The sequence below is a fragment of the Sphingobium sp. Leaf26 genome (assembly GCF_001421665.1).
Taxonomy (GTDB): domain Bacteria; phylum Pseudomonadota; class Alphaproteobacteria; order Sphingomonadales; family Sphingomonadaceae; genus Sphingobium.
The window spans coordinates 550,424-568,584 of sequence record NZ_LMKV01000001.1; the positions used below are offsets into that span (position 1 = coordinate 550,424).

Below are 18,161 nucleotides of genomic sequence, written 5' to 3' on the forward strand. Positions count from 1 at the left end.
GCGGTTCGTCGTCACATAAACGTCATTCGTTGCAACATCGCCGTCATCATCGGGCGGTAGGGTGCGGCATGAGCAAGACGCTGCCCTCCCTTCCGACCCAGGCCGACGATATGCGGATGCAGATGGCGCTGCGGCAGATCGATTTCGGTGCCGCCGCCACAAGAGCGATGGCGCCCGTGCCAGCCATGGCGCCCAACGACGCGCTGGCGCTCAGGCGACAGGACTGGCTTATGGAGGTGCAGGAGCGGCAGCGCGCCTTGTCCCCCTATGCGTCCGGCCTGCTGACCGCCGAAAATCTGTCGGGCGAGGATTTCCTGCACGGCTTCTACGCGCCGGGGCGGCCGGTGCTGATCAAGAGCGCGATCGCCCATTGGCCGGCGCTGACACGCTGGACGCCCGATTATCTGGCGAAAACGGTCGGCGACGCCATGATCGAATATCAGGGCGGCCGGACGGGCGCACAGGATTATGAACTGAAGAAGGAAAAGCATCGCAGGCGTGCGCCCTTCCGCCAGTTCATCGCTCTTGCGCGCAAGGGTGGCAACGACGCCTATCTGACCGCGTCCAACAGCGCCGCCAACGGCCCGGCGCTTCGCGTGCTGGAGGCCGATATGGGGCCGATCGACGCCTATCTGACGCGCGCGCCTGGGATGCTGTGGATCGGCGGCGAAGGCGCGTTCACGCCGCTGCATTTCGACCTGACCAACAATCTGCTGGCGCAGGTGACAGGCACGAAGCGCGTGATATTGATCCCGCCGTCGCAAACCCGGCGGCTGGCGCACCGGTCGCATGTGTTCAGTGACCTGTGCGATATAACCGACGAGGCGCGGCTGACGCTGCATCCGCAAGCGCGGGACGTGCTGCGTTACGAGGTGCTGCTGTCACCGGGCGACCTGCTGTTCATCCCCATCGGCTGGTGGCATCAGGTGCGATCGGACAGCTTTTCGACCATGCTGACCCATACCAATTTCCATTGGCCCAATGTCGGGCATGAAAGCTATCCGGCCGGATAATTCGCCGTCACTCGCTCAGCCCTCGCGCAATTGTTCGTGGTGGCGGATGACTTCGTCGATGATGAAGCGAAGGAATTTTTCCGTGAAGTCGGGATCGAGCTTTGCATCAAGCGCCAACTGGCGCAGGCGGGCGATCTGGCGGTCCTCCCGGCCGGGATCAGCGGGGGGCAGGTCGTGAGTCGCCTTATGCTCGCCAACGGCCTGCGTAACCTTGAAGCGTTCGGCCAGCATGAACACCAGCGCGGCGTCGATATTGTCGATGCTCTCGCGATAGCGCTGCAATGTCTCGTCCACTTGGGCCTCCGGTTCCAGATGGCGCGCTTTTTGCCGCATCTGCCGCGCTACGCAAGCTATTCCCGCTTGCCTTTCACATTTTGCACCGCCACATGGGCGCGTCATGACAGCACCCGCCCCCGGTAACGTCCACCCGATCGGCCGCGCCAACGCCGCGCCCTCGCTCGCCCCCATCATGTCGCTGGTCGCCCACGGCATGAACCAGGTCAACGCCGTGATCCTGGACCGGATGCAGTCGCGCATTCCGCTGATCCCGGAACTGGCGGGCCATCTGATCGCGGGTGGCGGCAAGCGGTTGCGGCCGATGCTGACGCTCGCCTGCGCCGATCTGGTCGGTTATGCGGGGTCGCGCCATTACAAGCTGGCCGCCGCCGTCGAATTCATCCACACCGCCACGCTGCTGCACGACGATGTGGTCGACGGCTCCGGCCTGCGCCGTGGCCGCAAGACCGCCAACATCATCTGGGGCAACAGCGCCAGCGTGCTGGTGGGCGACTTTCTCTTCTCCCGCTCGTTCGAGTTGATGGTCGAGGCGGAATCGCTGAAAGTGCTCAAGATTCTGGCCAATGCGTCGGCGGTGATCGCCGAGGGCGAGGTCAACCAACTGACCGCACAGCGCAAGATCGACACCAGCGAAGAACAATATCTGGACATCATCGGCGCCAAGACCGCCGCGCTGTTCGCCGCAGCCTGCCGCATATCCGCCGTGGTCGCCGACCGCAGCGACAGCGAGGAGCAGGCGCTGGACGTCTATGGCCGGAATTTGGGCATCGCGTTCCAGTTGATCGACGACGCGATCGATTATGAATCGGACGGCGCGACCATGGGCAAGGATGCAGGCGATGATTTCCGCGACGGCAAGGTGACGTTGCCGGTGATCCTGGCCTATGCGCGCGGGAATGACGAGGATCGCGCCTTCTGGAAGGCGGCGATCGCCGGGCACAAGATCAGCGACGAAGACCTGGCCCACGCGACTGGCCTGCTGCGCCAGACCGGCGCGATCGCCGACACGCTGGCCCGCGCGCGCCATTATGGCCAGCGCGCGATCGACGCACTGGGCCGGTTCGATGCCGGTCAGGCCAAGGCGGCCCTTACCGAAGCGGTCGAATTCGCTATAGCGCGAGCCTATTGAGGTTTTCCGGCGCCTGATCGTTCGAGCAGACGCCATCCCCTGACAAAGAAAGTGCAGGGCTTCGACTTGTCTCGGCCCGAACGGGTCGGAAGGCGGAGCCTGACTCCGCCCATGATCCTCTCCCCCGAAACCATCGCTTTCCTTGTGGCCGCAGCGACCATGGCCGGGTGCATCGATGCGATGGCCGGTGGCGGGGGACTGATCACCCTGCCCGCACTGATGGCGGTGGGCATTCCACCGGTACAGGCGGTGGCGACCAACAAGCTGCAAAGCTGTTTCGGTACGTTCGGTGCCTGCGTAGCCTATGCCCGGCGCGGGCATATGGATCTGAAGACGTATAAATGGCCGATCGTCGCGGCCTTTGGGGGGTCGGTGGGCGGCGCATGGCTGTTGCAGCGGGTCGATCCGTCGATTCTGGCGGGACTGATGCCTGCGCTGCTGATCGCAATGGCCGCCTATTTCACCTTCTCGCCCAAGCTGGGTGATGCCGACCGCCATGCGCGGGTGGGGATTGCCGGGCTGACCGGACTTGTGGGGGTCGTAGGCTTTTATGACGGCTTTTTCGGACCGGGCGCCGGGGCCTTCTACACCACCATATTGCTGGCGCTGGGCGGGCTGTCGATCCTGCGCGCCACGGCCCAGACCAAAGCGGCGAATTTCGCGAGCAATGTCGCGGGCCTGCTGACCATGATCGCGGGCGGCCATGTGATCTGGATCGCAGGGCTGGCCATGGCCGTGGGCAGCATCACCGGCGGGCAGATCGGTTCCTATCTGGCGATGCGGTTCGGATCGCGGCTTATCAAGCCGTTGCTGATCGTAATGTCGCTGGCGCTGACGGCCAAGATGCTGCTGGACCCGAAGAACCCGATCCACATCTATCTGTTCGGGTAGATTATTCCGCCTGTACCAGCGTCGCCACACGGCGATGCAGTTCGTCCACCGCGAAGGGCTTGGTCAGCACCTCCATGCCATGTTCGATATGGCCGTGGTTCAACACCGCATTTTCGGCATAGCCGGTCACGAACAATATCTTGAGGTCGGGGCGCAGCGCGCGGGCGGCATCGGCGACCTGCCGGCCGTTAAGGCCGCCGGGCAGGCCGACATCGGTGATCAGCAGGTCGATCCGCGATCGCGATTCCAGCATGCGCAGGCCTGACGGCCCATCCGCCGCCTCAAGGCAATGATAGCCCAGATCGGTCAGCGCATCGACGACCAGCATGCGAACCGAGGGTTCGTCATCAATCACCAATATGGTTTCGCCGGCGTCAGCCTCGACCGGCGGATCACCGATGACGGGCGTGTCGACATCGTCCTCGCCGCGATGGCGGGGCAGATAGATGCACACCATCGTGCCCTGCCCCGGTTCGGAATAGATGCGGACATGGCCGTTGCTCTGGCGGGCGAAGCCGTAGACCATGGAGAGGCCAAGGCCCGTCCCCTGCCCGATCGGCTTGGTGGTGAAGAAGGGGTCGAAGACGCGGTCGATGATCCCCTTGTCGATGCCGGTGCCGGTGTCGCTGGTGCAGACCGTCACATATTGGCCCGGCGTCAGCCCATGGTCGCGCGCGGTGCGATCATCGAGCCAGCGATTACCCGTCTCGATCGTGATCTTGCCGCCCCCCGGCATGGCGTCGCGCGCATTGATGCACAGGTTGAGCAGCGCATTTTCGAGTTGATTGGCATCGACCAGCGCGGGCCAGAGGCCCGAAGCTGCGACGGTCTGCACCTCGATCTGCGGGCCGACGGTGCGGCGGACCAGTTCTGAAAAATCGCCGAGCAGGCGGTTCACGACCGTCGGCTTGGGCGTCAGCGTCTGGCGGCGGGAGAAGGCGAGCAGGCGGTGGGTCAGCGCCGCGGCGCGGCGGGTGGCGCCCTGCCCGGCGGTCAGATATTTCTCTACGTCGGCCGTGCGCCCCTGCGCCAGCCGCACCGCGATCATTTCGAACGCACCGGAAATGCCGGCGAGCAGATTGTTGAAATCATGGGCGAGGCCACCGGTCAATTGCCCCACGGCCTCCATCTTCTGCGCCTGACGCAGTGCGCTTTCGGCCTGTTCGCGCTCCTCCAGCGCCTGGGCGATGCGGGCTTCGAGCGTTTCGTTGAGCGCCCGTTGCGCCTTTTCCGCCCTGATCCGGTCGGTGATGTCGTTGAACAGAACCGCGACCTGGCGCTGTTCGAACGGCCCGACGCGGAAGGAGGATACCTCCAGATGATGGCCGGTCGCCTCCAGTTCGCGCTGGAAGCGGATGGGCTTGCCGCTGTGGAGGACGCCGCCATAGAGTTCTACCCAGCCATCGGCTTCGTCCGGCACCATTTCGCGCAGCTTCTGTCCCACGACATTGGGGATGCCGGCATGCCGTTCATAGGCGGCGTTCGCCTCGACATGGATATAGTCGCTCAGGGGGCCATGCGGGCCATCGAAGAACTCGATGATGCAGAAGCCTTCATCCATCGTTTCGAACAGGGCACGATAGCGGTCCGCATCGTCCAACTGGCTCGCCATTCCCCTGTTTTCCTCGCACGATATGATCTGGATCAGCTTCTGTGCGCCCAACGTACGGCTTGGCAACTCTTTCCCATGGGCCGGTCGATTTTTACCGCGCCTTGCGCTGGCTCCCGATTGGCGCAAGAGGAGGCGCGATGATCGATCTACCCATTCATGCCGTGCTGCCGGACCTGCTTGCCGCGTTGCGGGCGGGGAGCAATGCCGTGCTGGTGGCGCCGCCGGGCGCGGGCAAGACGACGGCCGTGGCCCCTGCCCTGCTGGACGAGCCATGGTGCGAAGGTCAGGTGCTGCTACTGTCGCCGCGCCGTCTGGCGGCACGGGCGGCGGCCGAACGGATCGCTGAAATGATGGGCGAGCAGCCGGGCGGCACGGTCGGCTATGCGACGCGGATGGACAGCAAGGTCAGCGCCAAGACCCGGCTGCTGGTGCTGACCGAGGGTATTTTCGTGCGGCGGATACAGGATGACCCGGAACTGGCGGGCGTGTCGGCCGTGCTGTTCGACGAAGTGCATGAGCGCAGTCTGGACAGCGATTTCGGGCTGGCGCTGGCACTGGATGCGCAGGAGGCGCTGCGGCCGGACCTGCGGATCGTGCCGATGTCCGCGACGCTGGATGGCGCACGGTTCGCGTCGTTGCTGAACGGCGCGCCGGTGATCGAAAGCGAGGGGCGCATCCAGCCGCTCGCATTGCGCTCCATCGGTCGCGCGTCGGAGAAGAAGATCGAGGATGAGATGGCGGCGGCGATCCGGCGGGCGCTGAGCGAGGAGGCGGAGGGCGATCTGCTCGCCTTCCTGCCCGGCGTGCGGGAGATCGAGCGGACCGCCGAGCGCATCGAGGGTGGTCCCTATGAGGTGCACATGCTGCATGGCTCGCTCGATCCGGGGGCGCAGCGGGCGGCAATCCGGCCATCGCGCGAGGGGCGGCGCAAGGTGATATTGGCGACATCGATCGCGGAAACCAGCCTGACCATCGACGGGGTGCGGATCGTGGTGGACAGCGGGCTGGCGCGGCGGCCGCGCTATGACCGGGCGGCGGGCGTGACGCGACTGGTGACGGAGCGGGCCAGCCAGGCGTCGGCGACGCAGCGCGCGGGGCGTGCGGCGCGGCAGCGACCCGGCGTCGCCTATCGACTGTGGGAAGCGGCGGCGAGCGCGGGCATGCCGCCCTTCGACCCGCCGGAGATATTGGAAAGCGACCTGTCGAACTTGCTGCTCGATTGCGCGCTGTGGGGCGTGGGCGATCCCGGCGCGCTGCGCTGGCTGGATGCCCCGCCGGCTGCGGCGGTCGAGGAAGCGCGGGGGCGACTGACCGTGCTGGAGGCGCTGGATGCCGATGGCCGGATCACGGCGCATGGGAAGCTGCTGGCGAAGCTGCCGCTCAGCCCTCGCATCGCGCATATGCTGGTGCGCGCGGGGGAGATGGGGCTGGCGGACGTGGCGGCCGAGGTCGCGGTGCTGCTGGGCGAACGGGGCATTGGCGGGCAGGATACCGACCTGACCCTGCGACGGCAGCGCTGGCGGCGGGAAAGCGGCAAACGCGCGGACGCGGCGCGGGGGCTGGCGAAGCGTTGGGCCAAGCTCATCCCCGGCGAACGGAGCGCGGCCTTTGGCGAACATCAGGTCGGCCTCTGCCTCGCCCTCGCTTTTCCCGATCGGGTGGCGAAACGCCGCTCCGCCGATGGCGCGGACTGGGCGAGTGTCGGCGGGCGCGGGTTTCGGCTCGATCCGCTGTCGCCGCTGGCGCGGGAACAGTGGCTGGCGGTGGGCGAAGTGCATGGCAGCGCGGCCGGCGCGCGCATCCTGTCGGCCGCGCCGATCGACGAGGCTGACGTCATCGCCCTGTTCGGCGCGCGGATCGCAGAGCATCGCACGGTGAAGTTCCGGGCAAGCAATGGCGGGATCGAGGCGTTGCGGGAACGACGGCTGGGCGCGGTGCGGCTCTCCTCCGGGTCGGACGACAAGCCCGACCCGGAAGCAGTGGCGGCGGCGCTGGTGGAGGGCGTGCGACAGGGTGGCCTCAATGTTCTGCCATGGTCTGAGGCAGCGCAATCGCTGAGGATGAGGGGCGAATTTGCGGGTTTGGAGGCGCTGTCCGACGGGGCGCTGATCGAGACGCTGGACGACTGGCTGGCACCGCTGCTGGCGGGCAAGCGGCGTTTGTCCGACATCGACCGGTCGCAACTGTCGGGTGTGCTGGAAGGGCTGATCGGCTGGGACGGCAAGCAGCAGCTTGATCGGCTCGCGCCACCCGATTTCCGATCGCCCGCCGGGAGCAACCATGCGATCGACTATGCGGCCGAGGGCGGGCCGCGCGTGGAATTGCGGGTGCAGGCGCTGTTCGGCCTGTCCGAGCATCCGACCGTGGGCAGCCAACGCATTCCTTTGGTCCTGTCGCTGACCTCCCCTGCGGGGCGACCGATCCAGACCACGCGCGACCTGCCCGGATTCTGGATGGGCAACTGGCGTGATGTGGCGAAGGAAATGCGGGGGCGCTATCCGCGTCACCCCTGGCCCGACGATCCGGCGAGCGCCAGCGCCACATTGCGCACCAAAAACGCCGACGCCAGAGGACATGGCGCCCGCCACTCTTGACTTGGCGGCGGCCATTGGTGCAACGCAAAATGACGAATTTACGGAGTCCTTCGCGATGAACGCGCGCATTTACCAGATCCAGAAGAACGCCCTCCAGTCCGGCAAGGCGCTGACCCACAAATGGGTGCTGGAATATGCGCCCGCCGAAGCGAAGAAGGCCGACCCCCTGACCGGCTGGGCCGGATCGGGCGACACGCAGCAGCAGTTGAAGCTGACCTTTCCGTCGCAGGAGGCCGCTATCGCCTATGCGGAAAAGAAGGGCGTGGCCTATACCGTCATCGCGACCCCGCCCAAGACGCTGAAATTGCAGGCCTACGCCGACAATTTCCGGTAACGGCCGGTTCCACCCCGTTCATATTCGGGCGCGATGCTGCCCGATTGACGCCTTATTCGCTTGCCAAAGAGCGGAGGTGAGCGGCAAATGCCGCGCTTTGACGGAAAGATTTTGACGATAATGACGGATCGCAGCGCAATTTTCGACAGCGTCACCACGCAGATCGAGCCTTTCAACAAGAAGGGTGTCGCACTGACCGAAGCCACCAGCTTCGCCGGCGATCTGGAATGGGACAGTCTGACGGTGATGGATTTCGTCGCGGCGATCGAGGATGAGTTCGACATCATCATCACCATGAACATGCAGGCCGAGATCGAAACCGTGGGCCAACTGGTCGACGCGGTGGCGAAGCTGAAGGCCGCCTGATTTTATAACTCCGTTCGTCCCGAGGTGCCGCGTAGCGGCGTATCGAAGGACGGGAGCGGGAAGACCCTTCGATACGGGCCTTCGACTTCGCTCAGTCCCTACTCAGGGCGAACGGCATAGGAATATTTGCCATGACCGACGCCGCCATCGCCACCGAAACCCGCGACCTGTTTTCCAAGTTCGATCCGCTGATCAACGAGCGCGAGGCGCTGCTCGCGACCGGCGTGCGCGATCCCTATGCGATCGTGATGGATCAGGTGCTGTCGCCCACACGCGCGATCATCCAAGGCAAGGAAACCATCCTGCTCGGCACCTATAACTATATGGGCATGACGTTCGACCCCGATGTGGTCGCAGCGGGCAAGAAGGCGCTGGACGAGTTCGGCGCGGGCACCACCGGCAGCCGCGTTCTCAACGGCACCTATCAGGGTCATAAGGAAGTCGAGGACGCGCTCAAGGAGTTCTACGGCACGTCCGGCGCCATGGTCTTTTCGACCGGCTATCAGGCGAACCTCGGCATCATCTCCACGCTGGCGGGCAAGGGCGACTATGTCGTGCTGGACGCGGACAGCCATGCGTCCATCTATGATGGCTGTGGCCTGGGCAATGCGGAGATCGTCCGGTTCCGGCACAACAGCGTCGAGGATCTGGACAAGCGGTTGGGCCGCCTTCCCGCCGACGCGCTGAAACTGGTCGTGCTGGAGGGCGTCTATTCGATGCTGGGCGACGTCGCCCCGCTGCCCGAGATGGTCGCCGCGATCCGCAAACACCCCAATTGCATGATCCTGTGCGATGAAGCCCATGGCATGGGCTTTTTCGGCCCAAATGGCCGGGGCGCCTATGAGGAACAGGGCGTCGAGGGCGAGATCGACTTCGTGGTCGGCACCTTCTCCAAGTCGGTCGGCACGGTTGGCGGCTTCTGCGTATCGAACCATCCCAAGTTCGAAATCCTGCGCCTCGTCTGCCGCCCCTATGTGTTCACTGCGTCGTTGCCGCCCAGCGTCGTCGCCACCGCCGCGACCAGCATCCGCAAGCTGATGCACGCGGGCGAGAAGCGCGCCCATCTGTGGAAGAACAGCCAGCGGCTGCACAAGGGTCTGAGCGACCTTGGCTTCAAGCTGGGCAGCGCGACGCCACAATCGGCGATCATCGCGGTCATCCTTACGGATCAAATGCAGGCCGTCGCCATGTGGCAGACGCTGCTGGAACTGGGGCTGTACGTCAATATGGCGCGCCCGCCCGCAACCCCGGCCGGCACCTTCCTGCTGCGCTGTTCGCTGTGCGCCGAGCATAGCGACGATCAGGTGACGCAGATCATCGGCATGTTCGAGGCTGCGGGCAAGGCGACCGGCGCGATCGGCTGACCGCGTCCGGGTGCGGCATGACGGCCAACGGAACTGCGGTTACGACGGAATATGGTGCATCCATGGAACTTTTCGCGGCTGATGTTCCGTCCTTGACCTTGTTCGGCTAGTGTAACGGTCCGATGGCCGACACCGACGTTCCTGACGCCCAATATGATTGGGGCCGCGCGCTTTTTCGCCGCGCGCTGCCGCTATTGCTTGGCCTGTTGCTGATCGGGTCGCTGGGCGCGCTGATCTATAGCGCCAGCAATGCGTCGCGCGACCATGCGCAGGCGCTGGCGGAACAGCAGAGCAGTTTCGAAGTGATCGCCCTGGCGCGCGGGTTCGAGGCGCGGGTCGCCCGGTCCGAAGTGACGCTGGCCCGCTATGTCATCAGCCTGGACCCCGATACCGGCCGCCTGTTTCAGGACCAGTGGCGCGGCGCCGCCAGCCAGTTGAAGGCGTTGAGCTATGCCATGCGCGCTTCGGACTGGCAGAAGGGCAATGTCGCGGCGCTGCGCCATGCCTTCATCGCGCGCGGCAAGACGCTGAACGAGATCGGCCTGCGCACCACCTATGACCAGAAGATGGGAGCGCTGGCGCGGTTCCATCAGGCCGGCAAGAGCCAGGATCTGCGTCGGATCACCGCCCTGCTCGACCTGGTCATCAAGGCAGAGAACGACCGGCTGCGCGAACGGAGCCTGGCAGTGACACTGGCCGGCGATCGCAACGAATGGGTGGGCAAGACGTCGCGGCTGGTAGGGCTGGCGATGCTGGTGTGCATATTGTTCGGCCTGTGGTTCGCCAACAGCGCCTGGCGCGAGCGGCGGCAGGCGCGTCGGCTGGCCGAGGCGGAAGGCGAGCGCGCCGACCGGCTGTCAGCCGCCGTCGCAGCGCGCACCGCCGAATTGTCCGACGCCTACGAGCAGTTGAAACAGGAATCGGCCGAGCGTGCGGCGGCAGAAGACCATCTGCGCCAGATGCAGAAGATGGACGCTGTGGGCCAGTTGACCGGCGGCATCGCGCATGATTTCAACAATATGCTGGCGGTGGTTGTCGGCGGACTGGAACTGGCCAAGCGCAAGATGGTGCTGAAGCCGGACGAGGCGCACCGGCATCTGGACAATGCGATGGAGGGCGCCAATCGTGCGTCCGCCCTCACCCGCCGACTGTTGGCCTTTGCCCGGTCGGAGCCGCTGCTGCCGAGTGCGGTCGATCCCGATGGACTGCTGCGCGGCATGGCCGACCTGATCGACCGGACCATCGGCGACCAGATCATCGTCCATTTCGCGGAGGGCGCGAGCGGATGGCGCATCTTCGTCGACCAGCATCAGATGGAGAATGCGATCCTGAACCTGTGCGTCAATGCGCGCGACGCCATGGAAGGGCGCGGACGGCTGACGCTGGCGACCGGACAGGCCCTGCTGTCCGACGGCGAGATCGGCGAATGCGCCGCCGGCGATTATGTGACCGTCAGCGTGACCGATGAAGGATGCGGCATGACGCCGGAGGTTCTGGCGCGGGTGTTCGAGCCGTTCTTCACCACCAAGCCGGTCGGCAAGGGCACGGGCCTGGGCCTCAGCCAGATTTTTGGGTTCGTGCGCCAGTGCGGCGGCGAGATCCGGATCGAGTCGACACCCGGCATCGGTAGTGGCGTGCATCTGTACCTGCCGCGATCGGCCGGGGCGGAGGAAGCGGCGGAGGCGGAGACCAGTTTTGCCCGCGCGCCGGTGGAACAGCCGCCCACCCGCATATTGGTGGTCGAAGATGACGCACGGGTGTTGAACCAGACGATGGCGGCGCTGAGCGAGTTGGGTCATCTGCCGATCGCCTGCGACCATCCGGCCAAGGCGGCCAAGCTGCTGGCCAGCCATGGCGATGTCGGCCTGATCCTGAGCGACGTCCTGATGCCCGACATGACCGGGCCGGAAATGGTGAAGGCCCTGCCCGCCCGTTTCCGCCACCTGCCGGTGCTGTTCGTGACGGGCTATGCCGGCGATGGCAATGACGGCGCCGATTTTGAAGGACACGCAGTGCTGCGCAAACCCTATACGCTGATGGCGCTGGGGCAGGCGCTTGGCCAGACGCTCAGCGAATCGCGCCGCCCCGGAACAGCCGCGGCAGCAGAGTGACCGCGCCCAGCAGCGGCCAGCGCCGTTGCCAGGGCTTGATCTCGATCTTCGTGCCGGCATGGCGGTTGATCTTCCACGCCAGATAGTCGATCCCGCCGGCATAGGTGAAACTGGCCTTGGCCAGACGGATCACCGACAGGCGCTTGCCGCGGCTTTGCAGGTTGCGCCAGCGCAAGGCCGCCTTATCCGGCGACATGGGGTTCGGCACCTCGCCATCATTTCCCACGCCTTGCCGCTCGGCAACCGCGGCAAGTGCCGCACGTCCGAATTGCTCGTAGCGTTCAGGATCGACATCGACGATCGAGATCGAACGCCCTTTCTTTTCGGCCCTTAGTTCCGCGTTATAGGTCAGGTTGAATCCGGTCTTCCAGATATCCAACAAGCTATGATCCACGCCCGGCGACAACATCGGCATGGTCAGATCAAATAATGTCGGCGCGGCCTGTGCCACGGCGGCGATGGTACGCTGGCGGGCGAGATCGTCGGCGGCCCAGAGCAGGCGCGAAGGTTGGGCAAAGCGCGCCCAGACCGAGACATTGTCCGCCGCCAGGTTGTTGAGCCGGGCGAAGTCCGCTTCGGACAGGACCGCATATTTGGCGATCAGGCCATTATGTTCGAACGGAAAGACATTGGGTGGGATGAGCCGATTGGCGCGGGCCAGCCAGCTTTTGCCGTAAGCGGTCGGATAGTCCGACACGATCAGGTAGAAATCGAGCATCAGCCCATCGAGATTGGCCTCTCGCAGGCAGGAGCCGTAGAAGAGGACGGCGCGGGCGGCATCGGGATATTTCGCCGCGAGCGCGCCAGCCATGGCGGCTGCGCGCGGATCGGCCGGGGCGGAAAGTTCAGCGGTGACGAGGGGGAGGAGGTTTTGGGGCATGGGACTGCTATATAGAGGGGCTCCTGCAAAAGCAGGAGCCCAGGGTCGAGCAGGATGACCTGACGTCCTGGAATCCTGCTTTCGCAGGAGCACGCTGTTGTTTCAATCCTGCCGTCGGAACAAGAGCGACAGATTGTTCGCGGGCATTTCGATCAGCTTTTCAGGCACCAGTCCCGCCGCCAGCGCCGCCGCGATCACATCCTCCACCGCGCGCAGGCCCCAGCGCGGATCGCGGGCTTTCAACGAGGCGTCGAAGGCGATGTTGCTGGGCGCTGTTTCCACGCCCTCGCGGGTGTAGGGACCGTAGAGATAGAGGAGGCCGCCAGCTGGCAGCGCGGCCGCCGCCCCTTTGAGCAGGCCGAGTGTCGCTTTCCACGGGGAGATGTGCACCATGTTGATGCAGAGGATCGCATCGGCCTGCGCGATCGGCCAGTCGCCGGCCGCATCCAGTTGCATCGGGGCGCGGAGATTGGACAGGTTCGCTTCGGCGCGCCACGCCGCGATCGAGGCGAGCGCGGCCGGATCAGGATCGGTCGGTTGCCAGTCGACCGCGGGGAAAGCGGCGGCGAAATGGACGGCATGTTCGCCGCTGCCGCTCGCCACCTCCAGCATGAGGCCGGAGGATGGGAGGGCGTCGCGCAGGACCGCCACGATCGCGTCGCGGTTGCGCTGCGTCGCGGGGGCATGGCGCTTGCCCGCGACGGATGGGCCGGAACCCGGTTGCCAGGGTTCCGGGCTGTTCGTCATTCGGCGGCCTGCGCCAGCGCAGGATCGGTCCAGGTGAGGATCGGCTTGCGCGCGGCCAGCGTTTCGTCGAGGCGGCGACGGGGGGCGTGATAGGGCGCGCCCTTCAAGGCTTCGTCTCCGGCCTTGGCCCGTTCAGCGAGGCTGCGCAATGCCATGATGAACTGGTCGAGTGCGGCCTTGCTTTCGGTTTCGGTCGGCTCGACCAGCATCGCGCCATGGACGACCAGCGGGAAATACATGGTCATCGGGTGGAAGCCTTCGTCGATCAGGCCCTTGGCGATGTCGAGCGTCGTGAAGCCTTCGGCCAGCCCCTTGTCGCTGAACAGGGCTTCGTGCATGCACGGGCCGCTGCCACCGAAAGGCGCGTCGAGCACATCGTCCAGGCTGCGCAGGATATAGTTGGCGTTGAGGACAGCATCCTCCGCGACCTGGCGCAGGCCGTCCGCACCGTGGCTGAGGATATAGGTCAGCGCGCGGGTGAACATGCCCATCTGGCCGTGGAAAGCGACCATCCGGCCGAAGGTTCGGGCATGGTGATCCTCCGCTGTTTCTTCCTCGACCAGCACGAACTTGCCGTCCTGCTTTTCTACGAAGGGCAGCGGCGCGAAGGGCGTGAGGGCCTGGGACAGCACCACCGGACCGGAACCGGGACCGCCGCCGCCGTGGGGCGTCGAGAAGGTCTTGTGCAGGTTGATGTGCATGGCGTCGACGCCCAGGTCGCCGGGGCGGACCCGGCCGACGATGGCGTTGAAGTTCGCCCCGTCGCAATAGACGAAGGCTCCGACTGCGTGGACCGCGTCGGAAATCGTCTTCATGTCGCGCTCGAACAGGCCGCAGGTGTTGGGGTTGGTGATCATCACCGCAGCCACGTCCGGGCCGAGGCGGGCCTTGAGCGCTTCCAGATCGACGCGGCCGTCCGGGGTCGCGGGGATATCCTCGACCTTGTAGCCGCAGAAGGCGGCGGTGGCGGGGTTGGTGCCATGCGCGCTTTCAGGGACGAGGACGACGCTGCGCGCGTCGCCGCGGGCTTCCAGAGCGGCGCGGATCGCAAGCAGACCGCACAGTTCGCCGTGGGCGCCCGCCTTGGGCGACATCGCGACCGAGTGCATGCCGGTCAGGGTCACCAGCCAGGCAGCCAGTTCATGGATGACGGCCAGCGCGCCCTGCACCGTCGATTGCGGCTGCAACGGGTGGATGTCGGCGAAACCGGGCATCCGCGCGACCTTTTCATTGAGGCGCGGGTTATGCTTCATGGTGCAACTGCCGAGCGGGAACAAGCCAAGGTCGATGGCGTAGTTCTGGCGCGACAGGCGGGTGTAATGGCGCACCGTCTCTTGCTCGGACAGGCCCGGCAGACCGATGCTGTCGGTGCGGGCGAGGCCGCCGAGGCGGCTTGCGACCTTTGGCGCTTCGGCGAAATCGACGCCGGTGGTGTCGGTCGAACCGATTTCGAAGATAAGGGCCTCTTCCAGCATCAGCGCGCGATTGCCGGTGGCGGTTTGCGGGGCCATATGCGCGTCCTTCGCGGCCTGCGGGGTGGTCGGACGACCTTCCTTGAGCATGGTCATGCCAGTTCCTCCTCAAGCGCGGCGGCAAGGGTTTCGATATCCTCCGCCGTCACGGTTTCGGTCACGGCGACGACAAGGCCGTTGCCGATCTGCGGTGCGTCGGGGAAGAGGCGGCCGAGCGAGACGCCGGCGAGAATGCCCTTGTCGGCGAGGGTGCGGACAACTTCGCGCGCGTCCCTGGTCAGGACCAGCGTGAATTCGTTGAAGAAGCTGTCATTGACCAGCGTGACGCCGGGCACCTTCGCCAGACGATCGGCGGCTTGGCAAGCGAGGCCATGGTTGAGGCTCGCCAGTTCGCGCAGTCCCTTTTCGCCCAGCAGGGTCATGTGGATGCTGAACGCCAGCGCGCACAGGCCCGAATTGGTGCAGATGTTCGACGTGGCCTTTTCACGGCGGATATGCTGCTCGCGCGTGGACAGCGTCAGCACGAAGCCACGCTTGCCCGCCGCGTCGACGGTTTCACCGCAGAGGCGACCCGGCATCTGGCGCACATATTTCTGCTTGCAGCCGAACAGGCCCAGATAGGGACCGCCGAACTGGAGGCCGACACCGATCGACTGGCCTTCGCCCACAACGATGTCCGCGCCCATATGACCGGGCGCCCGACAAGCCCCCAGCGCGACCGGCTCGGTGACGACCGCGACCAGCAGTGCGCCGGCTGCGTGCGCCGCGTCGGCGAGCGGGGTCAGGTCGGCGATACGGCCGAGAATGTCGGGATATTGAACGACGACGCAGCTTGTATCCTTGTCGATGGATGCGATCAGCGCGTCGATATCGGTCGCGGCGTCCAGCGTCGGGGCTTCATGCACCAGCGCGTCGCCGGTGAATTTCGCCATGGTGTTGGCGACCGAGACATAATGGGGGTGCAGACCCGACGACAGCAAAGCCTTGCCGCGCCTGGTGATGCGGCGGGCCATGCCGATCGCTTCCCAGCAGGCGGTCGAACCGTCATACATGGAGGCGTTGGCGACATCGACGCCCAGCAGGCGAGCGACCTGCGTCTGGAATTCAAACAGCACCTGCAACGTGCCCTGCGCGATTTCAGGCTGATAGGGCGTGTAAGCGGTCAGGAACTCGCCACGCTGGATCAGATGATCGACGCTGGCGGGGACATGATGCTTGTAGGCGCCGGCCCCCAGGAAGAAGGGCGCTTCCCCTGCCGACAGATTTTTACGGGCCAGCGCCCCCATATGGCGCTCGACGGCCAGTTCGCTGGCATGATCGGGCAGGCCGGCGATGGTGCCGGTCAGGCGGGCTTCAGCGGGGACGTCGATAAACAGGTCGTCGATCGTCCCGGCGCCAATGACGGACAGCATGTCCTGCCGGTCGGTGTCGGTAAGGGGTAGGTAGCGCATAACTGTCTCCACTCCCCTCCCTTTCAAGGGAGGGGCCGGGGGTGGGTGCGATTGCGCAGCAATCGGCGGTAACGCATGAGGCCAGGTTACAAGGCTCGCTCCGCTCGCCACCCACCCCAACCCTCCCTTAAAAGGGAGGGGCTTATTGATCGTCGATTAAAGCGCGGCCACGAATTTCTTGTAGGCGGCTTCGTTCATCAGGCCTTCCAACTCGCTGGTGTCGGCGATGCGCAGCTTGAAGAACCAGCCATCTTCCTCGGCATCGCTGTTGACCAGTGCGGGTTCGTCTTCCAGCGCGCCGTTGCTCTCGACCACTTCGCCAGAGATCGGGGCGTAGACGTCAGAGGCGGCCTTGACCGATTCCACGACGGCGGCGTCGTCGCCCTTGTCGAAGGTCGTGCCTTCCGCAGGCAGTTCGACGAACACGATGTCGCCGAGTTGCTCCTGCGCATAGTCGGTGATGCCGACGGTGGCGATTTCGCCCTCTACGTCGATCCATTCATGTTCTTCGGTGAAATAACGGCTCATGATGATACTCCCCAGAAGTGATTTACCTGAAAATCACGACCTCCAAAAAGGTCAAAAAATATGAAGAATCAGGCCTTGCGGCGATAACGATGTGGAACGAACGGCATCGGCGCAACCACCGCGGCGATGCGCTTGCCACGCACTTCGATTTCAAGCGCGGTGCCTTGCGCGCTGTGCGGCAGGCTGACCCAGCCCATGGCGATCGGCGCACCCACGCTCGGTGCAAAACCGCCGGATGTCACTTCGCCGACCTGTGTTGCGCCGATATGGATGGTCGCGCCTTCGCGGGCCGGCAGGCGGCCTTCGATTTTCAGGCCCACGCGCCTGGCACCGGGGCCATCGGCCAGTTCCTTCATGACGCGGGCATGGCCGATGAAACCGCCTTCCTCGCGCCGGCGCTTCTGGATGGCGAAGCCCAGGTCCGCGCCGATCGTGCTGACGGCGGGCGACAGGTCGTGGCCATAGAGCGGCAGGCCCGCTTCCAGACGCAGCGAGTCGCGCGCGCCCAAGCCGATCGGCTTCACCTGCGGCAGTTCGCACAGCGCATCGGCAAGCAGGGTCACATCATCGGCGGGGATGCTGATTTCGAAGCCATCTTCGCCGGTATAGCCCGAACGGCTGATCCACAATTGCACGCCGCGCCAGGTAAAGAGGCCCGATTGCATGAAGAGCAGGTCGGCGGTTTCGGGGATGAGCGCGGCGAGCGCATCGCCCGCTTCCGGCCCCTGTAACGCCAGCAGCGCCTGATCCGCCATGTGATTCATCACGACGGCGTCAGGCAGATGTTCGATGATCCAGCCGATATCGTCATATTTGGTCGCGCCGTTGACGACCATGTAGATGTCCGCGCCGTCGAACGCTTCATTGCCGAGGCGCGACACCATGAGGTCGTCCAGGATGCCACCCTCTGCATCGAGCAGCATCGAGTAGCGCTGGCGAAAGGGCTTCAACCCTTTGATATCGCTGGGCAGGATATGTTCGAGTGCCTCGTCCACGCCTTCCCCCGAAAAGGTAAGCTGGCCCATATGGCTGACGTCGAACAGGCCGGCATGTTCGCGGGTCCAGCTATGTTCGGCCATGATGCCGTCATACTGGATCGGCATATGATAGCCGGCAAAACCGACCATGCGCGCGCCACGGGCGCGGTGCCAGGCGTCGAGCGGGAGCGCGTCGAGCGGCAGGTCTTCGAAATGCGTGGCGTCTTGTGTGCCGGACATGAGCGGCCTTTCCGTACAGGAGGTGGTAGCGACGATATAGCAGGCCCGGAGTCGGACCTGTTGATACTGCCACCCCCTCTGTCACGGAACCTGAGAGCTTTGACCAGCGGCCTTGCGGCAACATGGCTTACCCCTTCGGTGGGACAGCGTCAGCC

Annotated in this window: 16 protein-coding genes; 8 read left to right on the forward strand and 8 right to left on the reverse strand. The window is 65.1% G+C overall.

What is annotated here, in order from left to right; all coding sequences use genetic code 11:
• Positions 1 to 68 precede the first annotated feature (68 nt).
• Positions 69 to 1,013, forward strand: coding sequence for a cupin-like domain-containing protein (locus ASE85_RS02760; RefSeq protein ID WP_056683057.1), 945 nt, complete (start codon positions 69 to 71; stop codon positions 1,011 to 1,013).
• A gap of 15 nt (positions 1,014 to 1,028) precedes the next feature.
• Here the strand turns inward: ASE85_RS02760 and ASE85_RS02765 are convergent, their stop codons facing one another.
• On the reverse strand, positions 1,029 to 1,346 hold the full coding sequence (locus tag ASE85_RS02765) for a chorismate mutase (RefSeq protein ID WP_235523171.1): 318 nt from the start codon (positions 1,344 to 1,346) through the stop codon (positions 1,029 to 1,031).
• Positions 1,347 to 1,410: 64 nt separating this feature from the next.
• Here ASE85_RS02765 and ASE85_RS02770 point away from each other — a divergent pair, with 64 nt between their 5' ends.
• The gene (locus ASE85_RS02770) at positions 1,411 to 2,439 is read left to right on the forward strand and encodes a polyprenyl synthetase family protein (protein ID WP_056683060.1); all 1,029 of its coding nucleotides are present in this window, start codon (positions 1,411 to 1,413) and stop codon (positions 2,437 to 2,439) included.
• A gap of 111 nt (positions 2,440 to 2,550) precedes the next feature.
• Positions 2,551 to 3,330 carry a TSUP family transporter gene (locus tag ASE85_RS02775; protein WP_056683063.1) on the forward strand — a complete coding sequence of 260 codons (780 nt, stop codon included), beginning with the start codon at positions 2,551 to 2,553 and terminating at the stop codon, positions 3,328 to 3,330.
• A 1-nt stretch (position 3,331) separates the two neighbouring features.
• On the opposite strand, the gene ASE85_RS02780 is transcribed toward ASE85_RS02775, so the two are convergent.
• On the reverse strand, positions 3,332 to 4,942 hold the full coding sequence (locus ASE85_RS02780; RefSeq protein WP_056683066.1) for an ATP-binding protein: 1,611 nt from the start codon (positions 4,940 to 4,942) through the stop codon (positions 3,332 to 3,334).
• 137 nt (positions 4,943 to 5,079) lie between these two features.
• On the opposite strand from ASE85_RS02780, the gene hrpB reads away from it, so the two are divergent.
• The 5 genes from hrpB to ASE85_RS02805 all read left to right on the forward strand — a co-directional run bounded on the left by hrpB (position 5,080) and on the right by ASE85_RS02805 (position 11,711).
• Positions 5,080 to 7,536: an ATP-dependent helicase HrpB gene (gene hrpB, locus ASE85_RS02785; RefSeq protein WP_056683067.1), complete on the forward strand. Its 2,457-nt coding sequence runs from the start codon at positions 5,080 to 5,082 to the stop codon at positions 7,534 to 7,536.
• 55 nt (positions 7,537 to 7,591) lie between these two features.
• The gene (locus tag ASE85_RS02790; RefSeq protein ID WP_056684286.1) at positions 7,592 to 7,870 is read left to right on the forward strand and encodes an ETC complex I subunit; all 279 of its coding nucleotides are present in this window, start codon (positions 7,592 to 7,594) and stop codon (positions 7,868 to 7,870) included.
• A 120-nt stretch (positions 7,871 to 7,990) separates the two neighbouring features.
• The gene (locus ASE85_RS02795; protein ID WP_056684289.1) at positions 7,991 to 8,236 is read left to right on the forward strand and encodes an acyl carrier protein; all 246 of its coding nucleotides are present in this window, start codon (positions 7,991 to 7,993) and stop codon (positions 8,234 to 8,236) included.
• 131 nt (positions 8,237 to 8,367) lie between these two features.
• Entirely contained in the window at positions 8,368 to 9,600 is a 1,233-nt protein-coding gene (spt, locus tag ASE85_RS02800; protein WP_056683070.1) for a serine palmitoyltransferase, read from the forward strand.
• Positions 9,601 to 9,722: 122 nt separating this feature from the next.
• Positions 9,723 to 11,711 (forward strand): ATP-binding protein, encoded by a 1,989-nt coding sequence (locus ASE85_RS02805; RefSeq protein WP_056683074.1) that lies wholly within the window; start codon positions 9,723 to 9,725, stop codon positions 11,709 to 11,711.
• Here ASE85_RS02805 and ASE85_RS02810 read toward each other — a convergent pair.
• The 6 genes from ASE85_RS02810 to gcvT form a co-directional block, all read right to left on the reverse strand.
• Positions 11,668 to 12,591 carry a hypothetical protein gene (locus tag ASE85_RS02810; RefSeq protein WP_056683078.1) on the reverse strand — a complete coding sequence of 308 codons (924 nt, stop codon included), beginning with the start codon at positions 12,589 to 12,591 and terminating at the stop codon, positions 11,668 to 11,670. The genes ASE85_RS02805 and ASE85_RS02810 overlap by 44 nt on opposite strands.
• Before the next feature lie 102 nt (positions 12,592 to 12,693).
• Positions 12,694 to 13,338: a DUF938 domain-containing protein gene (locus tag ASE85_RS02815; protein ID WP_056683081.1), complete on the reverse strand. Its 645-nt coding sequence runs from the start codon at positions 13,336 to 13,338 to the stop codon at positions 12,694 to 12,696.
• Positions 13,335 to 14,906, reverse strand: a complete 1,572-nt coding sequence (gene gcvPB, locus ASE85_RS02820) for an aminomethyl-transferring glycine dehydrogenase subunit GcvPB (protein WP_056683084.1) — start codon at positions 14,904 to 14,906, stop codon at positions 13,335 to 13,337. Before gcvPB ends, ASE85_RS02815 begins: the two co-directional genes overlap by 4 nt.
• Positions 14,903 to 16,261, reverse strand: coding sequence for an aminomethyl-transferring glycine dehydrogenase subunit GcvPA (gene gcvPA, locus ASE85_RS02825; protein WP_056683087.1), 1,359 nt, complete (start codon positions 16,259 to 16,261; stop codon positions 14,903 to 14,905). The genes gcvPB and gcvPA overlap by 4 nt, the downstream gene beginning before the upstream one ends.
• 156 nt (positions 16,262 to 16,417) lie before the next feature.
• A complete protein-coding gene (gene gcvH / locus ASE85_RS02830) occupies positions 16,418 to 16,789 on the reverse strand; it encodes a glycine cleavage system protein GcvH (protein ID WP_056683090.1) in 372 nt (123 codons plus the stop codon).
• Between the two features lie 68 nt (positions 16,790 to 16,857).
• The gene (gene gcvT, locus ASE85_RS02835; protein ID WP_056683093.1) at positions 16,858 to 18,006 is read right to left on the reverse strand and encodes a glycine cleavage system aminomethyltransferase GcvT; all 1,149 of its coding nucleotides are present in this window, start codon (positions 18,004 to 18,006) and stop codon (positions 16,858 to 16,860) included.
• Positions 18,007 to 18,161: the final 155 nt, after the last annotated feature.

What these genes read in the sequence shown, in the direction of transcription:
- ASE85_RS02775 (WP_056683063.1), top strand. Translation starts at nt 2,551, where the DNA reads ATGATCCTCTCCCCCGAAACCATCGCTTTCCTTGTGGCCGCAGCGACC.
- ASE85_RS02805 (WP_056683074.1), top strand. Translation starts at nt 9,723, where the DNA reads ATGGCCGACACCGACGTTCCTGACGCCCAATATGATTGGGGCCGCGCG.
- ASE85_RS02770 (WP_056683060.1), top strand. Translation starts at nt 1,411, where the DNA reads ATGACAGCACCCGCCCCCGGTAACGTCCACCCGATCGGCCGCGCCAAC.
- gcvPA (WP_056683087.1), bottom strand. Translation starts at nt 16,261, where the DNA reads ATGCGCTACCTACCCCTTACCGACACCGACCGGCAGGACATGCTGTCC.
- ASE85_RS02765 (WP_235523171.1), bottom strand. Translation starts at nt 1,346, where the DNA reads ATGCGGCAAAAAGCGCGCCATCTGGAACCGGAGGCCCAAGTGGACGAG.
- gcvPB (WP_056683084.1), bottom strand. Translation starts at nt 14,906, where the DNA reads ATGACCATGCTCAAGGAAGGTCGTCCGACCACCCCGCAGGCCGCGAAG.
- gcvH (WP_056683090.1), bottom strand. Translation starts at nt 16,789, where the DNA reads ATGAGCCGTTATTTCACCGAAGAACATGAATGGATCGACGTAGAGGGC.
- ASE85_RS02760 (WP_056683057.1), top strand. Translation starts at nt 69, where the DNA reads ATGAGCAAGACGCTGCCCTCCCTTCCGACCCAGGCCGACGATATGCGG.
- ASE85_RS02795 (WP_056684289.1), top strand. Translation starts at nt 7,991, where the DNA reads ATGACGGATCGCAGCGCAATTTTCGACAGCGTCACCACGCAGATCGAG.
- gcvT (WP_056683093.1), bottom strand. Translation starts at nt 18,006, where the DNA reads ATGTCCGGCACACAAGACGCCACGCATTTCGAAGACCTGCCGCTCGAC.
- ASE85_RS02790 (WP_056684286.1), top strand. Translation starts at nt 7,592, where the DNA reads ATGAACGCGCGCATTTACCAGATCCAGAAGAACGCCCTCCAGTCCGGC.
- spt (WP_056683070.1), top strand. Translation starts at nt 8,368, where the DNA reads ATGACCGACGCCGCCATCGCCACCGAAACCCGCGACCTGTTTTCCAAG.
- hrpB (WP_056683067.1), top strand. Translation starts at nt 5,080, where the DNA reads ATGATCGATCTACCCATTCATGCCGTGCTGCCGGACCTGCTTGCCGCG.
- ASE85_RS02815 (WP_056683081.1), bottom strand. Translation starts at nt 13,338, where the DNA reads ATGACGAACAGCCCGGAACCCTGGCAACCGGGTTCCGGCCCATCCGTC.
- ASE85_RS02810 (WP_056683078.1), bottom strand. Translation starts at nt 12,591, where the DNA reads ATGCCCCAAAACCTCCTCCCCCTCGTCACCGCTGAACTTTCCGCCCCG.
- ASE85_RS02780 (WP_056683066.1), bottom strand. Translation starts at nt 4,942, where the DNA reads ATGGCGAGCCAGTTGGACGATGCGGACCGCTATCGTGCCCTGTTCGAA.